Source organism: Peribacillus asahii, from assembly GCF_003570725.1.
GTDB classification, from domain to species: domain Bacteria; phylum Bacillota; class Bacilli; order Bacillales; family DSM-1321; genus Peribacillus; species Peribacillus asahii.
Genome location: NZ_QWVS01000059.1, coordinates 17,889 through 32,755 on the forward strand (window position 1 = coordinate 17,889; position 14,867 = coordinate 32,755).

Annotated in this window: 21 protein-coding genes; 8 read left to right on the forward strand and 13 right to left on the reverse strand. The window is 36.3% G+C overall.

The features are described from left to right. Positions 1 to 47: 47 nt before the first annotated feature. From ntdP to fabL, 4 genes are all read right to left on the reverse strand, one after another. On the reverse strand, positions 48 to 578 hold the full coding sequence (gene ntdP, locus D1953_RS19515; RefSeq protein ID WP_119118820.1) for a nucleoside tri-diphosphate phosphatase: 531 nt from the start codon (positions 576 to 578) through the stop codon (positions 48 to 50). Between the two features lie 389 nt (positions 579 to 967). Further along, positions 968 to 1,216 carry a YgaB family protein gene (locus D1953_RS19520; RefSeq protein WP_119118821.1) on the reverse strand — a complete coding sequence of 83 codons (249 nt, stop codon included), beginning with the start codon at positions 1,214 to 1,216 and terminating at the stop codon, positions 968 to 970. Positions 1,217 to 1,382: 166 nt separating this feature from the next. Further along, a complete protein-coding gene (locus D1953_RS19525; RefSeq protein WP_119118822.1) occupies positions 1,383 to 1,640 on the reverse strand; it encodes a gamma-type small acid-soluble spore protein in 258 nt (85 codons plus the stop codon). Between the two features lie 76 nt (positions 1,641 to 1,716). Next, positions 1,717 to 2,466 (reverse strand): enoyl-[acyl-carrier-protein] reductase FabL, encoded by a 750-nt coding sequence (gene fabL, locus D1953_RS19530; RefSeq protein WP_119118823.1) that lies wholly within the window; start codon positions 2,464 to 2,466, stop codon positions 1,717 to 1,719. A gap of 72 nt (positions 2,467 to 2,538) precedes the next feature. Between fabL and D1953_RS19535 the strand changes: the two genes are divergently transcribed. Further along, positions 2,539 to 2,763, forward strand: a complete 225-nt coding sequence (locus tag D1953_RS19535; RefSeq protein WP_119118824.1) for a hypothetical protein — start codon at positions 2,539 to 2,541, stop codon at positions 2,761 to 2,763. Positions 2,764 to 2,820: 57 nt separating this feature from the next. Here the strand turns inward: D1953_RS19535 and mutY are convergent, their stop codons facing one another. Beyond that, positions 2,821 to 3,939, reverse strand: coding sequence for an A/G-specific adenine glycosylase (mutY, locus tag D1953_RS19540; protein WP_245980276.1), 1,119 nt, complete (start codon positions 3,937 to 3,939; stop codon positions 2,821 to 2,823). Between the two features lie 208 nt (positions 3,940 to 4,147). Between mutY and D1953_RS19545 the strand changes: the two genes are divergently transcribed. Beyond that, a complete protein-coding gene (locus D1953_RS19545; protein WP_119118826.1) occupies positions 4,148 to 5,125 on the forward strand; it encodes a metal-dependent hydrolase in 978 nt (325 codons plus the stop codon). Positions 5,126 to 5,265: 140 nt separating this feature from the next. On the opposite strand, the gene D1953_RS19550 is transcribed toward D1953_RS19545, so the two are convergent. Then, positions 5,266 to 5,532 (reverse strand): YfhJ family protein, encoded by a 267-nt coding sequence (locus D1953_RS19550; protein WP_119118827.1) that lies wholly within the window; start codon positions 5,530 to 5,532, stop codon positions 5,266 to 5,268. A gap of 110 nt (positions 5,533 to 5,642) precedes the next feature. Here D1953_RS19550 and D1953_RS19555 point away from each other — a divergent pair, with 110 nt between their 5' ends. Continuing rightward, complete coding sequence (locus D1953_RS19555) at positions 5,643 to 5,798, forward strand: small, acid-soluble spore protein K (protein ID WP_119118828.1); 156 nt, start codon at positions 5,643 to 5,645, stop codon at positions 5,796 to 5,798. Between the two features lie 213 nt (positions 5,799 to 6,011). Here the strand turns inward: D1953_RS19555 and D1953_RS19560 are convergent, their stop codons facing one another. Beyond that, a complete protein-coding gene (locus D1953_RS19560; RefSeq protein WP_119118829.1) occupies positions 6,012 to 6,323 on the reverse strand; it encodes a YfhH family protein in 312 nt (103 codons plus the stop codon). Positions 6,324 to 6,392: 69 nt separating this feature from the next. Next, entirely contained in the window at positions 6,393 to 7,190 is a 798-nt protein-coding gene (gene recX, locus D1953_RS19565) for a recombination regulator RecX (protein WP_119118888.1), read from the reverse strand. Between the two features lie 110 nt (positions 7,191 to 7,300). On the opposite strand from recX, the gene D1953_RS19570 reads away from it, so the two are divergent. The 3 genes from D1953_RS19570 (at position 7,301) to D1953_RS19580 (ending at position 8,735) form a co-directional block, all read left to right on the forward strand. After that, positions 7,301 to 8,206 carry a TIGR01777 family oxidoreductase gene (locus tag D1953_RS19570; RefSeq protein WP_119118830.1) on the forward strand — a complete coding sequence of 302 codons (906 nt, stop codon included), beginning with the start codon at positions 7,301 to 7,303 and terminating at the stop codon, positions 8,204 to 8,206. Between the two features lie 190 nt (positions 8,207 to 8,396). Further along, entirely contained in the window at positions 8,397 to 8,522 is a 126-nt protein-coding gene (locus tag D1953_RS19575) for a YfhE family protein (RefSeq protein ID WP_119118831.1), read from the forward strand. Between the two features lie 30 nt (positions 8,523 to 8,552). Continuing rightward, positions 8,553 to 8,735 (forward strand): YfhD family protein, encoded by a 183-nt coding sequence (locus D1953_RS19580; protein ID WP_119118832.1) that lies wholly within the window; start codon positions 8,553 to 8,555, stop codon positions 8,733 to 8,735. Between the two features lie 445 nt (positions 8,736 to 9,180). Here D1953_RS19580 and D1953_RS19585 read toward each other — a convergent pair whose 3' ends face one another. Then, a complete protein-coding gene (locus tag D1953_RS19585; protein ID WP_119118833.1) occupies positions 9,181 to 9,369 on the reverse strand; it encodes a hypothetical protein in 189 nt (62 codons plus the stop codon). Positions 9,370 to 9,658: 289 nt separating this feature from the next. Here D1953_RS19585 and cidR point away from each other — a divergent pair, with 289 nt between their 5' ends. After that, a complete protein-coding gene (gene cidR / locus D1953_RS19590) occupies positions 9,659 to 10,558 on the forward strand; it encodes a cidABC operon transcriptional activator CidR (protein ID WP_119118834.1) in 900 nt (299 codons plus the stop codon). Between the two features lie 173 nt (positions 10,559 to 10,731). Beyond that, positions 10,732 to 11,103 carry a hypothetical protein gene (locus D1953_RS19595; RefSeq protein ID WP_119118835.1) on the forward strand — a complete coding sequence of 124 codons (372 nt, stop codon included), beginning with the start codon at positions 10,732 to 10,734 and terminating at the stop codon, positions 11,101 to 11,103. A gap of 115 nt (positions 11,104 to 11,218) precedes the next feature. Here D1953_RS19595 and D1953_RS19600 read toward each other — a convergent pair whose 3' ends face one another. The 4 genes from D1953_RS19600 to D1953_RS19615 all read right to left on the reverse strand — a co-directional run bounded on the left by D1953_RS19600 (position 11,219) and on the right by D1953_RS19615 (position 14,661). Next, on the reverse strand, positions 11,219 to 12,262 hold the full coding sequence (locus D1953_RS19600) for an AI-2E family transporter (protein ID WP_119118836.1): 1,044 nt from the start codon (positions 12,260 to 12,262) through the stop codon (positions 11,219 to 11,221). A gap of 213 nt (positions 12,263 to 12,475) precedes the next feature. Next, a complete protein-coding gene (locus D1953_RS19605) occupies positions 12,476 to 12,706 on the reverse strand; it encodes an excisionase family DNA-binding protein (RefSeq protein ID WP_119118837.1) in 231 nt (76 codons plus the stop codon). A 141-nt stretch (positions 12,707 to 12,847) separates the two neighbouring features. Next, the gene (locus D1953_RS19610) at positions 12,848 to 14,008 is read right to left on the reverse strand and encodes a toxic anion resistance protein (protein ID WP_119118838.1); all 1,161 of its coding nucleotides are present in this window, start codon (positions 14,006 to 14,008) and stop codon (positions 12,848 to 12,850) included. Then, positions 14,005 to 14,661 (reverse strand): 5-bromo-4-chloroindolyl phosphate hydrolysis family protein, encoded by a 657-nt coding sequence (locus D1953_RS19615; protein ID WP_119118839.1) that lies wholly within the window; start codon positions 14,659 to 14,661, stop codon positions 14,005 to 14,007. Before D1953_RS19615 ends, D1953_RS19610 begins: the two co-directional genes overlap by 4 nt. Positions 14,662 to 14,867: the final 206 nt, after the last annotated feature.

Below are 14,867 nucleotides of genomic sequence, written 5' to 3' on the forward strand. Positions count from 1 at the left end.
GTAGCCAAAGAAAAAGCCTGTTGATAATCCAACAGGTTTCCCCCTCATTAACGATATGTTAAATAACGTTCATACCATGTGTCAATAAACTCTGCCGAAAATGGCCCTTTTCGTTGACGTATCATATAAATCAGATAATCAACGTTTCTCTTTAAAATGTTATCAATTGCATCTGGATAATTCATCAGTTTTCGATGTCTTTCGTACTCATCCTCATCCAATAAATTAAACGTCATATCCGGGAATACTTTTATGTCTAAATCATAATCAATATATTTCAGCGCTTCCTCATCATACGTAAATGGAGAACTGATATTGCAATAATAATACACACCATCTTCTCTTAACATTCCAATTACATTAAACCAGTATTTAGAGTGAAAATAACAGATAGCCGGTTCTCTAGTAATCCACGTTCTTCCATCAGATTCCGTTACCATCGTGCGATCATTAGCTGCAATGACTAAATTTTGCGTTCCTTTTAAAACTGTTGTTTCTTCCCAGATTCGGTGGATATGTCCGTTATGCTTATAACTTTGGATTTGGATTTTCCCTCCCTCGGTAGGAACAATCCCCATGGTTTCTCTCCCTACTTTCTATAGGCACCCTATTTCACATTCCTGTGCCTGATTCCTAAAACGATTCATGTGTTCAATATATTTAAACTTTTCCATTTTTCTTATATTCCTTTATTATAACGATTTATTGATAAATTTAAAACAAAAGAGACCAATCTATTAGTAAATAAGTGTAAAAAGTCGAAATATTGTGACCTTCCACAGCTCCCTTACCTATAAATTAGCCTCTTTTATCCTAATTTTCATCTCACACTTAATGGGCAGCCGGACCCTTAAAAAAGGAAGATAGGTAGGGGAAGCTGCCCGTAAAGATTTGATTATTTCAATGAACCATCAGCAGGGATGAATCGCCCTCCCTGAGTGGACATTTCACTTTATCTAAACTTTTATTACAATGCCGCTTGTTCTAATTGAAAATGACGGATGACTTCTTCCGTTTGCTTTTCAAATACTTTTTGAATTTCTGCCAGTTCGCTCTTCTTCTGTTCAATTTCTTCTTGAATAGAAACGGCACCTAGCTCTTGCAATGCCCGAAGCTGTCTTTCAATCTCTTGACAGCGCTCAATTTCTGATTGCAAAAATAAAAGCTTGTCCATCGTTTGTAACTGCACACCAATCAAACGGTCGAATTCCTCCATTTTATGCACCTACCTTACCTTTATTTTCTTTATTATGTATATTCTTTATTTTTTGTAAATTACCTTTAATAAATTTTGTAAAGCAAACAGAACTTTTGTCGAAAAAGAATCATAAAACGTAAACAAAGCACCCCTCTACTAGAAGGATGCTTTTTGCGCTGTTTGGTTAGCGTTTTGCTCTGCTTTGAGACTGTTGGTTTTGTTGTCTCACTTCTTGAGCATTTGTTTCACTTGCGAATTCTGTACCGAACTGTCCTGCTGAAGCGCTTTGTCTCGCTCCTGCATTTTGTTGAGACTGTTGGTTTTGTTGTCTTACCTCTTGAGCATTTGTTTCACTTGCAAATTCTGTACCGAACTGTCCTGCTGAAGCATTTTGTTGTTTTACTTTAGCAACATTTGTACCTGTTTGTGTTTTTTTAGCCATTGAAATCACCTCCACGATAATAAGATAACCATCATCGCGGAGATTATCCTAAAAAAGAAAGAAAATAAATGAGTAATTAAACAAGTAATGAAATACCGCCATCAACAATAATCGTTTGACCACGAATCATGCTTGCACCGTCAGAAATTAAAAACATAATCGTCTTGACCATATCATCCACTTCCACCATGCGGCCTGCTGGTGTTTCTTCGGCTGCTTCTTTAAGCAGCTGCTCTCGGTTCGGGAAATGCTTCAATGCATCTGTATCAATAGCTCCACCAGAAACTGCATTCACACAAATGTTTTTTGGAGCTAACTCCACCGCCAAATAACGTGTCAACGCTTCTAATGCTGCTTTTGAAACGCCTACAACTGTATAATTCTCTAAATAACGAATCGAGCCAAGCGAACTAATACTCACGATTTTCCCGCCGCCATTTCGCTCCATTAGTTTAGCTGCTTCTTGAGCACAAAACAGAAGAGCTTTCGAATTAATATCCATCGTCCAATTCCAGTGCGATTCTTCTAACTCCATTAAAGGACGCTGAACACCAGAAGCAGCATTGCTAACGAACACATCTAATCGACCATAATATTCTTCAATTTCAGCAAACATTTTTTTTACTTTTTCAATATCGCCTACATTCGCTTTGATAACGAGTGCTCTGCGCCCCATCGCTTCAATTTCAGCGGCTACTTCCATTGCTTTTGTTTTACTGCGTGCATAATTAATGACAAGGTCATATCCTGCCTCAGCTAATTTTAATGCCGTACTTCTTCCTAATCCTTTACTACTTCCTGTTACAAGTGCAACTTTTTGTGTCATTTGTTTATTCCGCCTTTCCAAGTATAAAAGTTTATTTTTTAAAGAGAATAAGCAAAAAAGGAGTGTTTTTCAATGTATGTAGGTCGTGATATGACCGAGTTATCTATGTTACCAAAGTCAAAATGGAATCAAGATGAACTCGCTTATTTCCATCACTCTCTTCAACAAATGGTACCTTATTTAAATCAAGAAGGACAGACTATTCATCGAGAAATTATCGAGGAAATTGAAAACCGAGGAGGACTGCATCGACAAGAGGCAGACTATACTCATGGTACCGAGGTAAAATTCGATTAACTCCCTCTAGCGTATGTGTCCAACCACATACGCTAGCTTTTTATAAGGGGAACTTGTTTAATCCATCACATACGTTTGTTGATAGGACTTCCATATTTTTTGATGAGAAACAGGAAAAGCATATTGCTCTAACTCTTCCTTACTCACCCATTTTAAATTTTGTTCTTTCATCACACTTTCTTCAATATCCGTTAAAAGACTCCCTCTATAAGCATCTATTTTCCAAACTAAATGAGAAAAGACATGGTCCAGCATAGTAAACGAATCAGATAGTTTCACGTCCGTTCTATAACTTTCTAAAAAGCTCGCTTCAAAAAAAGCACGTTTCGGCTGAATCGACGTATGCATTTCATAATTCGGAAATTCCCAAAGGTTGGCAAGAAGACCTTCTGAAGAACGTTTATGAATTAAAAACTCATCGCGTTCATTCTTCAACACGGCAGCTACAATTGGTACATCCCGTGTCTTTTTCTTTTGAATTTTAACTGGTAATTCCGTCTGAATACCGGCAGCAAAAGCTTGACAATGTTTTTGAACAGGGCAGAGTAAGCAAGCTGGTTTTCCTGGCGTACAAATAAGAGCTCCTAGCTCCATTAACGCTTGATTAAAGGCTGAAGGATTTTCGTGAGAGATTAAAGCTCGTACAGCTTTCTCAAAGGTTTTACGTGTCTTCGGTTTTGCGATATCTTCATCAATAACTAAAATACGCGACAATACCCTCATGACATTTCCATCCACAGCCGGCTCCGGTTTTCCATAGGCAATGCTTAAAATCGCTCCTGCTGTATAAGGACCGACACCTTTTAACTTAGAAATTTCCTCCGGGCTATCCGGTACAACACTGTTATATGTTTCTTTCACTTCTTTAACAGCACTATGCAAATTACGAACACGTGAGTAATACCCAAGCCCTTCCCACGCTTTTAAAATTTTTTCTTCATCGGCTTCCGCAAAATCGTCTAACGTCGGAAACCATTCGATAAATCGATTAAAGTATGGAATAACCGTATCCACCCTCGTCTGCTGCAACATAATTTCCGATACCCAAACCCGATAAGGATCTTTATTTTCACGCCAAGGAAGATTTCGTTGCTCCGCTTCAAACCAATCAATTAAATCATTCTGAAATGATTCTTTATCTATATTTAATAAAGATTGTTCAAGTTTATCATTCACTTTCTTTCCTCCACAGATGTTAAACCCTTTTAAAAAATTGGGCATATATATAGTATAAAAACACTTCTTTCATTGTACTATAAGCCCGTTATTTGATGCAGGATAAATAAAAATCCAATAATTGGGTAGAAGTTAAACTATATTCGTTTGGTGGATGAACAAAAATAAGTTATGATGATACTATCTAAGGCTTAAGGAGGTCTCACGTTTGGATACCGGCACTCACTTTGTTATGGGAATTGCACTTGGAGGACTCGCAACTCTAGATCCAGTTGTAATAGACGGTTCTAGCACGGCTCAAGCAGTGCTTATAGGTACCATTTTAGGTTCCCAAGCTCCTGATATTGATACTATTCTTAAATTACGCAATAATGCAATCTACATAAGAAATCATCGTGGAATTACTCACTCAATCCCTGCTGTTTTGCTATGGCCAATTGCGATTAGCACTGTTATCTTTGCCTTCTTACCTCAAGCCGACTTTCTTCATTTATGGCTTTGGACATTTCTAGCTGTTTTTCTTCATGTTTTTGTCGATATTTTTAATGCCTATGGTACACAAGCACTTAGACCGATTTCCAAAAGGTGGGTGGCTCTTGGTGTCATTAATACGTTTGATCCCTTTATCTTTGGCATTCATGTAGTGGGGTTAATTTTATGGGGCTTCCATCTCCCTCCCGGTAGTCTATTTCTCACTATGTATGGCATTATTATTTTGTATTATATTACCCGTTTCAGAGAACAAGCTTTAGTCAAGCGAGCTGTTCGCCAACAAATTCCAAATTGCCATAAAATCGTACTATCGCCTACTATGCGGTTTCGACGCTGGAAAATCGCGGTGATGACCGACAAGAAATTTCATGTTGCTCGTGCAGAAAATGGGCAAGTGATTATTCTTGATACATTTGACCGAATTCCACTCCCAAATAGTGAAGTATTAGAAGCCGCAAAACATGATGTGAATTTAGCTGCCTTCCTTTCTTTCTCTCCTATTTATCGTTGGGAAATTGAAAAGACGGAGCACTATTACGCAGTTCGTTTTATCGATTTGCGTTATCGAAGTAATGGCTATTACCCTTTCGTCGCTGTCGTTCATCTCGATTACAACTTAAATATTTTGAATTCCTATACAGGTTGGATTTTTAGTGAAGCTAAACTGCAAAAGAAATTAAACATTATCTTATAGCAGATTGGGCATTTGAAGTTCAGCTCATTGAACCAGTAGACTATGTTATAGAATGCTGTTGGGTTTTAACCCATTTTTTGATGAACCATATAATTTACAAAAAAAGCTGAAGGCACCAGTAATTCCGTGCCTTCAGCTTTTTAATGAAGTGAATCCGAATTTCGTAACAAATGTCGATATTTAGGGTTTTGAGCAACAAATTCATGAAACTTTTCACCATACCGATTGATCCAATTATTTACCACTCGAAACGTCATCTCTTTTCCAGCATATTCATGTCCTGCCTTAGCATAGGTTGATTCAAAATCTTCCCATAATAATTCAACCCACGTTAACGCTTGTTCATAAGATATTTGCGTATTTTTTTCTAACAGTTTTTTCGTTAATTTTTCATGGTAATCCTTCATTAATCTCACCTCATTGCCAATATTTTTGTGTCATTTCTCCTCTGACGACGATTCATACTAGTAGTACGCGGAAACGCGTTTTTCATTTTAACGATTTGGAGGGAACATAATTGCGAAATAAAGAAAAAGGTTTTCCAAACCAAAATAACAACAAATTTCAAGGAGAGCCCCGGGCTAAACCCGAGTTTTCTTCCAAACGTGCTGATGGATCCATCAATACTCATCCACAGGAACGCATGAGAGCCTCTAACAAGCGAAATTCTTAAATTTTAGGATTCTGGATTAGTTTATGACAAACCAGCGTTTTAAAGTTCCAATTTAAAACCCTAAACATACATGATCACAAATTAATGGTCAAACGAAAGAAACATAAAACCTCATTAGTCTAAAACGAATGACTAGGAAGGAATCGTAACTGATAGAAGGAGTGGATTCCTCCACTCCTTCACTTCTTTTACAATGAACAGACAATACCAATTTTATTTCAACATAGAAATGGGCAAAGCCTCTTCTTTCCCAGTGCCGCCTAGGCGATAACCCCATGCAAAAACACCATTCATATAATCAATTTTAAAATAAACACCAGGGTCTCCTTCAATTTGATAAATTTCCCCCGGTTTAAAATCATCTGGATTTAATAAATAGGCTTTCGCCATAGTTGCTTTTCTTTCTAATACGGCATACTCATTTTCCATGCCTAACTGCTCCGCTTTTCGAGCCTTTTCAGTCAATTTTGCAATTTCTTGCTGCAATTCATATGGTGACATCAAGCTGTATCTTACATCATTCATCTATATGACCCCTTAATTATTGAATTCGTTCCATTCCATATTAACGAAAAAATTAACGTTTGGCTATTTTTACTCGCCTTCTAATTCGTTTAAATAACGCTCAATTAATTCAAGCGAAAAACCTTTACGAAATAACGCTTGCTTAACCTTTTGTTGAAATAAAAAGCCTTCATAAGCGCGGTAGCGACGAATGATTTTTTCCGCCTGATAGCATAAAGAATCCCACTCTTCTTGCTCATCCTTTTCAATCGTTACGCCTTCTAGGGCAACGACAATCACATCGCGTGAAAATCCTTTGCGGCTTAACATATGCTCAAGCTTTTGGTGCAAAGCCCGTTCTGAAATAGCTTTTTCCTTTTTGATTGATTTATTAGCTAAATGCCTAGCATGGTCAATTTGTACATCAAAGGGATACTCTAGAAGCGCTTGTTGAATCAATAGATCACTAATTCCCTTTTCCTTTAACTCACGCTGAAGTACGATTGGTCCTTTATTGCCGCCATTTACATGCGTACGTACATAAGCTTTAGCAAAGTCTAAATCATTTAGATAATTGTATTGATAAAGCTTATGAATCGTTTCATGAATAATCGGCTCCTCAATTCCTTTCTGCTTTAAATATAAACGAATCTCCTCTTCAGAGCGCATGCGGTACGATAAATATCCTAAAGCATCTATAAACGATTTTTGAATATTATCATGAAATTGAATTTGACTTAATAATAACGCATCAATTTCTTTTCCTTTTTTTAATTGAAACTTTAACAGAACATCTTCATCAACACTAAACGAATACTGTTCATCTATAAAGATATTATAGCGATCCGTTCGCTTTGTTTGAGTGGTTATTTTCGTAATTGTTGGCATCATACACACCCCCCTTTTACTTTACCACATTCAATCGTCGCTTTCGCTTTCAAAAGACTCCTATTCCATGATAAGGTTAGCTCAAATCCTCTTAAAAGGAAGTGTTTGCCGTGAATATTGCCATTGCAGGTGGAACAGGATTTGTTGGAACTGCCCTTGTGGACGAATTAATAAAAGCACATCACACTGTGTTTATCCTTACTAGGCATCCTGAAAAATATCACAATCAAAGTCGGGTTCACTATATTGGCTGGCTTTATGAGGGAGCTCGCCCCGAAAATGCATTGAACAATCTGGATGTAGTTATTAATTTAGCTGGCGAATCTTTAAACAGCGGACGTTGGACAGCCAAGCGTAAGCAGAAAATTACGGAAAGCCGACTGACTGCCACAAAAGAAATGAATCGGATTCTGGCCGCCTGCACACATAAACCTTCTGTTGTTATTAACGCGAGTGCAATTGGTGTATATGGAGTGTCTGATCAATTAACCTTCTCTGAAACAACAGAATCTATTGGGGAGGACTTTCTAGCACAAACGGTTAAGCTATGGGAACACGAAGCACTTCGCTCTAAGATATACAGCAATCGAGTTGTCCTAGCTCGATTCGGTTTAATTCTCGATCAACAAGGCGGGGCACTGCCAACGATGGTATTACCGTACAAGCTAATGGCTGGCGGCACAATAGGACGCGGAACTCAATGGCTCTCATGGATTCATATCCAAGATGTCATTCGTGGAATTCTTTTTTGCATCGACCAACCTAAAATCTCTGGTCCCGTCAATTTTACCTCTCCAGAACCAACTCAAATGAAACCATTCGGGCAAATGATTAGTTCTATCACCCATCGTCCACATTGGCTTCCTATACCGTCATTCGCACTTAAACTGGCTTTAGGTGAAATGAGCATGCTTGTTTTAGAAGGACAACGTGTACAACCAACTAAACTATTGCATCACCATTTTTCATTTTCTTACCCAACTTTAAAACAAGCCTTAACTGACCTTTTAACATAATAAAGTGAAACTTCCATTAGCGGGGGTTTTCCTTCATCCCCCACCTACCTTCTTTGGTTCCTTATAAGGTTGAGGTGAAGTTCTTACTGCCCATTAAGTGCGGGATAAAGTTAAAAGAAAAAAATTCCTGATGTATGTTTAGTTCATTTAAGGAAAAAATATAAATATTACCAAAATAGGAGATGATTAAATGGCCAATAAAAAACATGAAAAATTAAAAACAAATTTAACTAGTACACAAGCCGTACTATACTCACGTGAATTTAAAAGCGCAGATCGTGCAGGCGGATTCACGGATAAGAGAGGTCGTCGTTAACATCTAATCATCCTGATAGGAGGTACTTCAATGGGACAAAACCATAAACCTATTAAACGGAATAAAAACAACCAAGGACCATCACAATTTGAGAAAAACTTACAAAGTGATGGAATTGATGTGGAATACTCAGCAGAATTAGCAGATGCAGATGATTTAGAGGCACAAGCACGAGCAAATGCAGCTGATCAACGCGCCAAAAGAAATAAATAATATATAAAAGGCTTGCATAGAATCAATATGGGGCTGTCCCAAAAGTCATAAAAAAGGGCTTCCGGGGCAGCCTCTCCGTTTAGCTGAACAATCATTCTCCTCAGATCATTACGTTTTGCCTTTGTTAAAGGACAAAAACTGGGAAATATTAAAGAATAGAGCTCTTCACTTTTACACACAGGTTTATCCACAGAACTGTTAGTATTGTGGATATATTCTGAAAATATAGATAAATAATGAGCTGTAATTTCCATTTTACCAACATCATAATTATGGAAATTATGGATAACTTCGTGGATATTGTGGATAAACTCTACCGTTCATTTGTATCCCTTTATTTCTTTTGTGGATAATTTTTCGAAGTACCTTTATGGGAAATAAATTTTAAGTTACTTATGCGAAACAAAAAACTTTCCAAGTTGCGTTACTTGGAAAGCTTTGAGCTTTAACTAATTAATTCGACTAAAGAATCAATCCTAATCCATATTTTCCTTAAACGATACTCATGTGCTTTCTCAAAAATTAACTTATTAGCTGCTTCATAATCCGTTTCTGCCTCTACTAGGCTGCGCCCTTCTAAAAACGTATTTTCATCAAAAAAAGCATGCCAACTAATTTTAAATAACTTATTCACCTTATTCCCCCGCTTCTACCCTCTATACTAGCACCTTATTTATAGTATTTATCGGTTGCTCCCTTCAATATTTAAAGAAATCTACCAGATTATCTAGGAAATTTAACATAGTACAAAAAACCTTAAACCTTTCGTAAATCATAAAGATATCTATATAAATCCAAATTCATTTTCTAACATGCCCCCAATTTAGAAGTCCCCCTCTTTTCTACAACTCAAAAATTTACATTCCTATGACGATATGTGTACAATAAGAAATGATTGACCTAAAGAAAAGCAGGTGACGGCATTGGATATCAAACATTTACAGTACTTTATTCAAGTAACACACTTCAATAGCTTTACTAAAGCCGCCGAACATTTATACATTACTCAGCCTACGATTAGCAAAATGATTAAAAACCTTGAAACCGAATTAGGTGTAGAACTTTTTGATCGCTCACGTAAGCAATTAACACTTACCGATGCCGGACGAGTCGTACTCGAACAAGCAAAATTAATCGATAAGGCATTTAGCAATTTAGAAACAGAAATGGAATATCTATCGGGCTTGAAAAAAGGACATATTCGACTAGGATTACCCCCAATTATCGATGCTTCCTTTTTCCCAAAAATTATCGGCCGCTTTCATGAGGAGTATCCAAATATTACACTCCAATTAATAGAAGATGGTTCGAAGAAAATACAAGAGGCTGTAGAAAATGATTTACTTGATATCGGTGTAATTGCTTTCCCTACTAATACTGAGCTTTTTCACTCTTTTGCATTTTTAGAAGAAGATATTCGATTAATCCTCCATCCGGAACATCCACTAGCTCAAACTGAAGAAGTTGATTTAGGAGCTCTGGCTCAAGAGGACTTTATTCTTTTTAATAAGGAATTCATACTGCGTGACCTTGTCGTCTCCTCCTGTGAGGCAGCTGGCTTTACCCCTCGTGTTATGTCAGAGAGTTCACGTTGGGACTTTCTTGAGGAGATGGTAGCCTGCAAACTAGGTATTACACTATTACCCGAAAGTCTATGCAGTCACTTACAAAATGACGTTTGTTCTGTAAAAGTCATTAACCCATCTATAAAGTGGAAGCTAGGAGTCATTTGGAGTAAAAATCGTCATCTATCCTTTGCAGCTAAAGAATGGCTGCGCTTTGCAAAACAAGTATTAATCGAGCCAAAGCTAGATACAGATTAATCTTCCTTTCAAATCTATGAATGGACTATTCATCAAACCTGAACCATAGATAAAAGCTATAGTTATAATGAATTATAACCATTTTACTTTCTATAGAAGCAGGAGTAGACTGTTTATGAATATAAGCATTGTGAAATTGGAACCTATTTTTTCATAGTACGAAAGGAGATATTATGGTCACTTTATCAAGTGTAGATGAGTTGCAAACAACCGAAGAGGCCCTGGAGAAAATTAAAAATTCTTACCCCGAGTTATTTAAGAAATTACTCCATATCGTTGGCTTAACACGCGCTTTTCAATTTAAGTATCAATATATGGGCTGTTTGATTATGGACGAGGACGCAAGCGAATTTACCCCTGAATTTGTAATGCCCTCTGTCATTAGTCTATATAAAGAAGAAATACAAAAATTAAAAGATGATCCAGATATCCATATTTTACAAAAAACTTTCGTTGACTATGAAACAATTGGATATGCCAAAATAAGCATGTTGGTGCTTGGACAAAGCCCTGAATCGCTTCTCGGTGCTTCATACATTAAATAAATTACCCCTTACTTGTTCCCAGAACCCTCTTCTGATTTCAGAAGAGGGTTCGTTCTATATTATCCAACTAAACATAAAAACAACAATCCCTTTAATTAGAGATTGCTGTTTTTATTTAACGAGTTGCTTTAGGATTATCCTCATGAATATCCAACATATCTAATACGAAGATAAAGATTGGAATCCCGATAATTAATCCCCAAATACCAAGGAAGTGTTCCGAAAAGATAAGTACGATAAAAGTAAAAAATGTTGGTAAATTCGTCTTAGCAGACATAAACTTCGGATTTAAAATATAACTTTCTAAAGCATGGATGACAGCAACCATGATTAATACAGCAATAACCATTGAGATCCCGCCTATACTATAGGCAATCATACTAAGTGGAATAAGTGAAATAATTACACCTGCTACCGGAATTAATCCTAAAAAGAAAATCATAACACCGAGTCCTATTAACTGAGGGAAACCCATTATCCACAGGAAAGTGATAGAAAGGACCGCGTTTGTTATTGCAATTAAAAATTGAACTTCAATTACTTTTCCGAATGAATTCACAAACTTTCTACCAAAATGCTCGATATTTAAAAAGAAGCTACTGAATTTTCCTCGTTTAAATTTAGAGGTAAAACGAATAATTTTATCCTTTTCTAATAAGAAGAACAGGCTCAATAAGATGGAAAGGAATATTTGGAGAGTTAACTTCCCAAGGTCTGCAACATATAAATAAACAAAGTTCACTTGCTTTTGAAAATCAAGCGGTGTTTCTACATCATTCATGTATGAAATAATATACTTAATGATGCGACTATCAGGTGGATTTTGGAAGAAAAACACAATTTGCTTCACTAATTCTGTTAATTGCATCGTAATGATCGGTAAATATTTATATAACACAATGCCTAACGAAGACAGTACAATAGAATATAAAAATACAATGACTACTTTAGAGTTAATCCGAATGACTTTATTTAGTTGGGTCGTTATAAATCTCTCTAATCTGCCCATAAGAAATGTAAAAATAAAAGTAAACAATAATAAGTTAAGCATACTTCCAATACTCATTAAAAATATAACAACAACGACTAATGCAATCAGTCTTGAAAAACCTTTACTTTGTAAATATTCTTTGACCACTAACCTATCCCCTAACTTCATTTTGGCATATTCATCCCTACTCTATATATCTTACACAGATTAAGACAACTGTACTACTGATAGCCTTTATACAATATTTAGAAAAACTATCTCTACTTCTTCTTTTAGTGGTCGCACTTCATAACTATTCTAGAGCCTAAATAATGCTCCAAATGTTATCAAAAAAATCCCCTATATTAAGAATGTATAGAAATATCCGCTTTACAACAAATACTAATCTTCATCCTTCACATCAATATCCTCTGGAATAGGTTCATTTAAATACTCGGCAACCTGTTTTTTATAGGTCTCCAATTGTTCAAAATGTGTGTTAAATTGGTCTTTATAAATTAAATACTGTTCACCGTCATGAACAGCCCGTATTTTATTTTGTAAAATTAAGCTTTTAATATGTGATTCTGATAATGATATATACTCTGCTGTTTCTTTCACTGTTAAATACATACCCTCACTCCCTCTATTATTACTATACTAGAAAAAGCTAGGATTTTCACGTTCCTAAGAACTATTTTACAGATAATTTTTCTTCCCAATCAGACACAAAAAAAAGCCTAGTCGTGACTAAGCTTTCACCATACAAACAATCTATTCGCCTCTAATCTCTAACAGCTTTTGCTTTAACTCGGTTTCCATAGAAGCTAGTTCGTGCTCTGCTTGACGACGCTTCATACGGCCTTCCTCCTGAATTTTCAGCGTTTCTTCCAACGTAGAAATTAAACTTGCCTGCGTTTTCTTTAATGTTTCAATATCAACAAGACCTCTTTCATTTTCTCTTGCCGTTTCAATCGTATTTGTTTTTAATAGTTCTGCATTTTTCAAAAGCAAGTCATTCGTTGTTTTGGAAACTTGCTTCTGAGCTTCAAGTGCATGGCGCTGTCTAACAAGAGTGAGCGCAATAGCTACTTGATTTTTCCACAACGGAATAGCGGTCATAATAGACGATTGAATTTTCTCTACTAATGCCTGATTAGTATTCTGAATTAAGCGAATTTGAGGCGCACTTTGAATCGTAATTTCTCGACTTAATTTTAAATCATGCAAACGTTTATCAAGCCGATCCGCAAATTGAATCATATCATTGACTTCTTGAAATTTCATTTGATCATTGGATAGTTGTGCCGATTGTTTCAGCTCTGGAATGGTCTTATTATACAATTCTTCAAGCTTAATTTCACCTGCAGCAATATATACATTCAATGCATGAAAATAATCTTTATTCGTTTCATATAATTTTTCTAAAATAGCAATATCCGATAATAAGACATTTTTACTTCGATCAAGCTTAACGCTAATTCGATCAATTTGTGCACCGGTCTTTTGATACTTAGACATCATCTCTTGAACAGATCCTGAAACCTTGCCAAATAATTTTCCGAAAAACGATTGCTTCTCTGGCTTTAATTCATCAGGGCTCACTTCATTAAGTTTCTTCATTAAATCACTGATAATTTCGCCAACCTCGCCAATATCTTTCTTTTGAACATGATCCAGCATGGAATGCGAAAAGGTTAACAGTTTTGCTTGCGCGGGTGTTCCATATGAAATCATCGCCTGGTGGTCTTTTGGATTAATTTGTTCAGCTAACTGATAAGCTTTTGCCCTATTCTCTTCTGGAATTACATCAATTAGTCTAACAGGTTTGGATTCTTCTACCGGACTTTCCATAATGACCTTCTGCTCTCCAAATGGGTCCGCCAATAAGTCATCTAGTAGATTGTCATTTTTAGGAAAATTACTTTCACTCATTTAGATCTCCTACTTTCATCAGGTAATTCTAATTCCTTCTTCCTATTAATCGATTGCTTGGCCACGTCTAATTCAAAATGCAAATCCTCAATATCTTCAGCAAGCATCTGATATAAATCTTGCTCCACCGTTTTTGTCAACTCATCAAGCGTCTGACGTGTTTCAACTAAAGATCGATTTAATTCTTTACTTTTAGTAAGCTGCCGTGATAAAAACGCATATTTCTCTGATAACTCAACAATCGAGTCTAAATGCGAAAAATAAAACGGCTCCCCCTTATAAAATCGCTTCGGTTCATGTTTTGTTAAGCTATATATTCTCTTTAGTAAACGCATAAGCTCAATTCTTTGTTTCAAGGAAGAGATATGGCGAATAGTTAAAAGCGTTTTATTAATACGAGATATTTTTTCTTTTGCCTCAGTTAAATTTCTTCTTATATATTGATATTCTTTGCGTGTTAAACCGTGCTTTCTTACAAATCGCTGTTGTAAAAAGAAAGACGTAGCTCCATACAAAATAGCTCCTCCAGCTATTGCAGCGACTGTAGATAACATAGAAGTTAAATCAAAAGCAAAGAAACTCGCAAGCCACACAAGAAACGCACCCGGCAGTGCGATTAATAATTGAATGAAAACAGCTAAAAATCTGTTCATTATAAGGACACTCCTGACATATAAAGTGAAACTTCCCTCGGTGGGAGGGTTTATCCCCACTGAGGGTTAGTTGAACCAATCGGACCTTTACGGGCAATTGACCTCCACCTCATAATTTGGAGGTGGAGGTCTTACTGCCGTTAAGTGTGGGGTAAAGTGAAACTTTTATCACTGAAATATATACTTAATTTATTATACGGATGTAA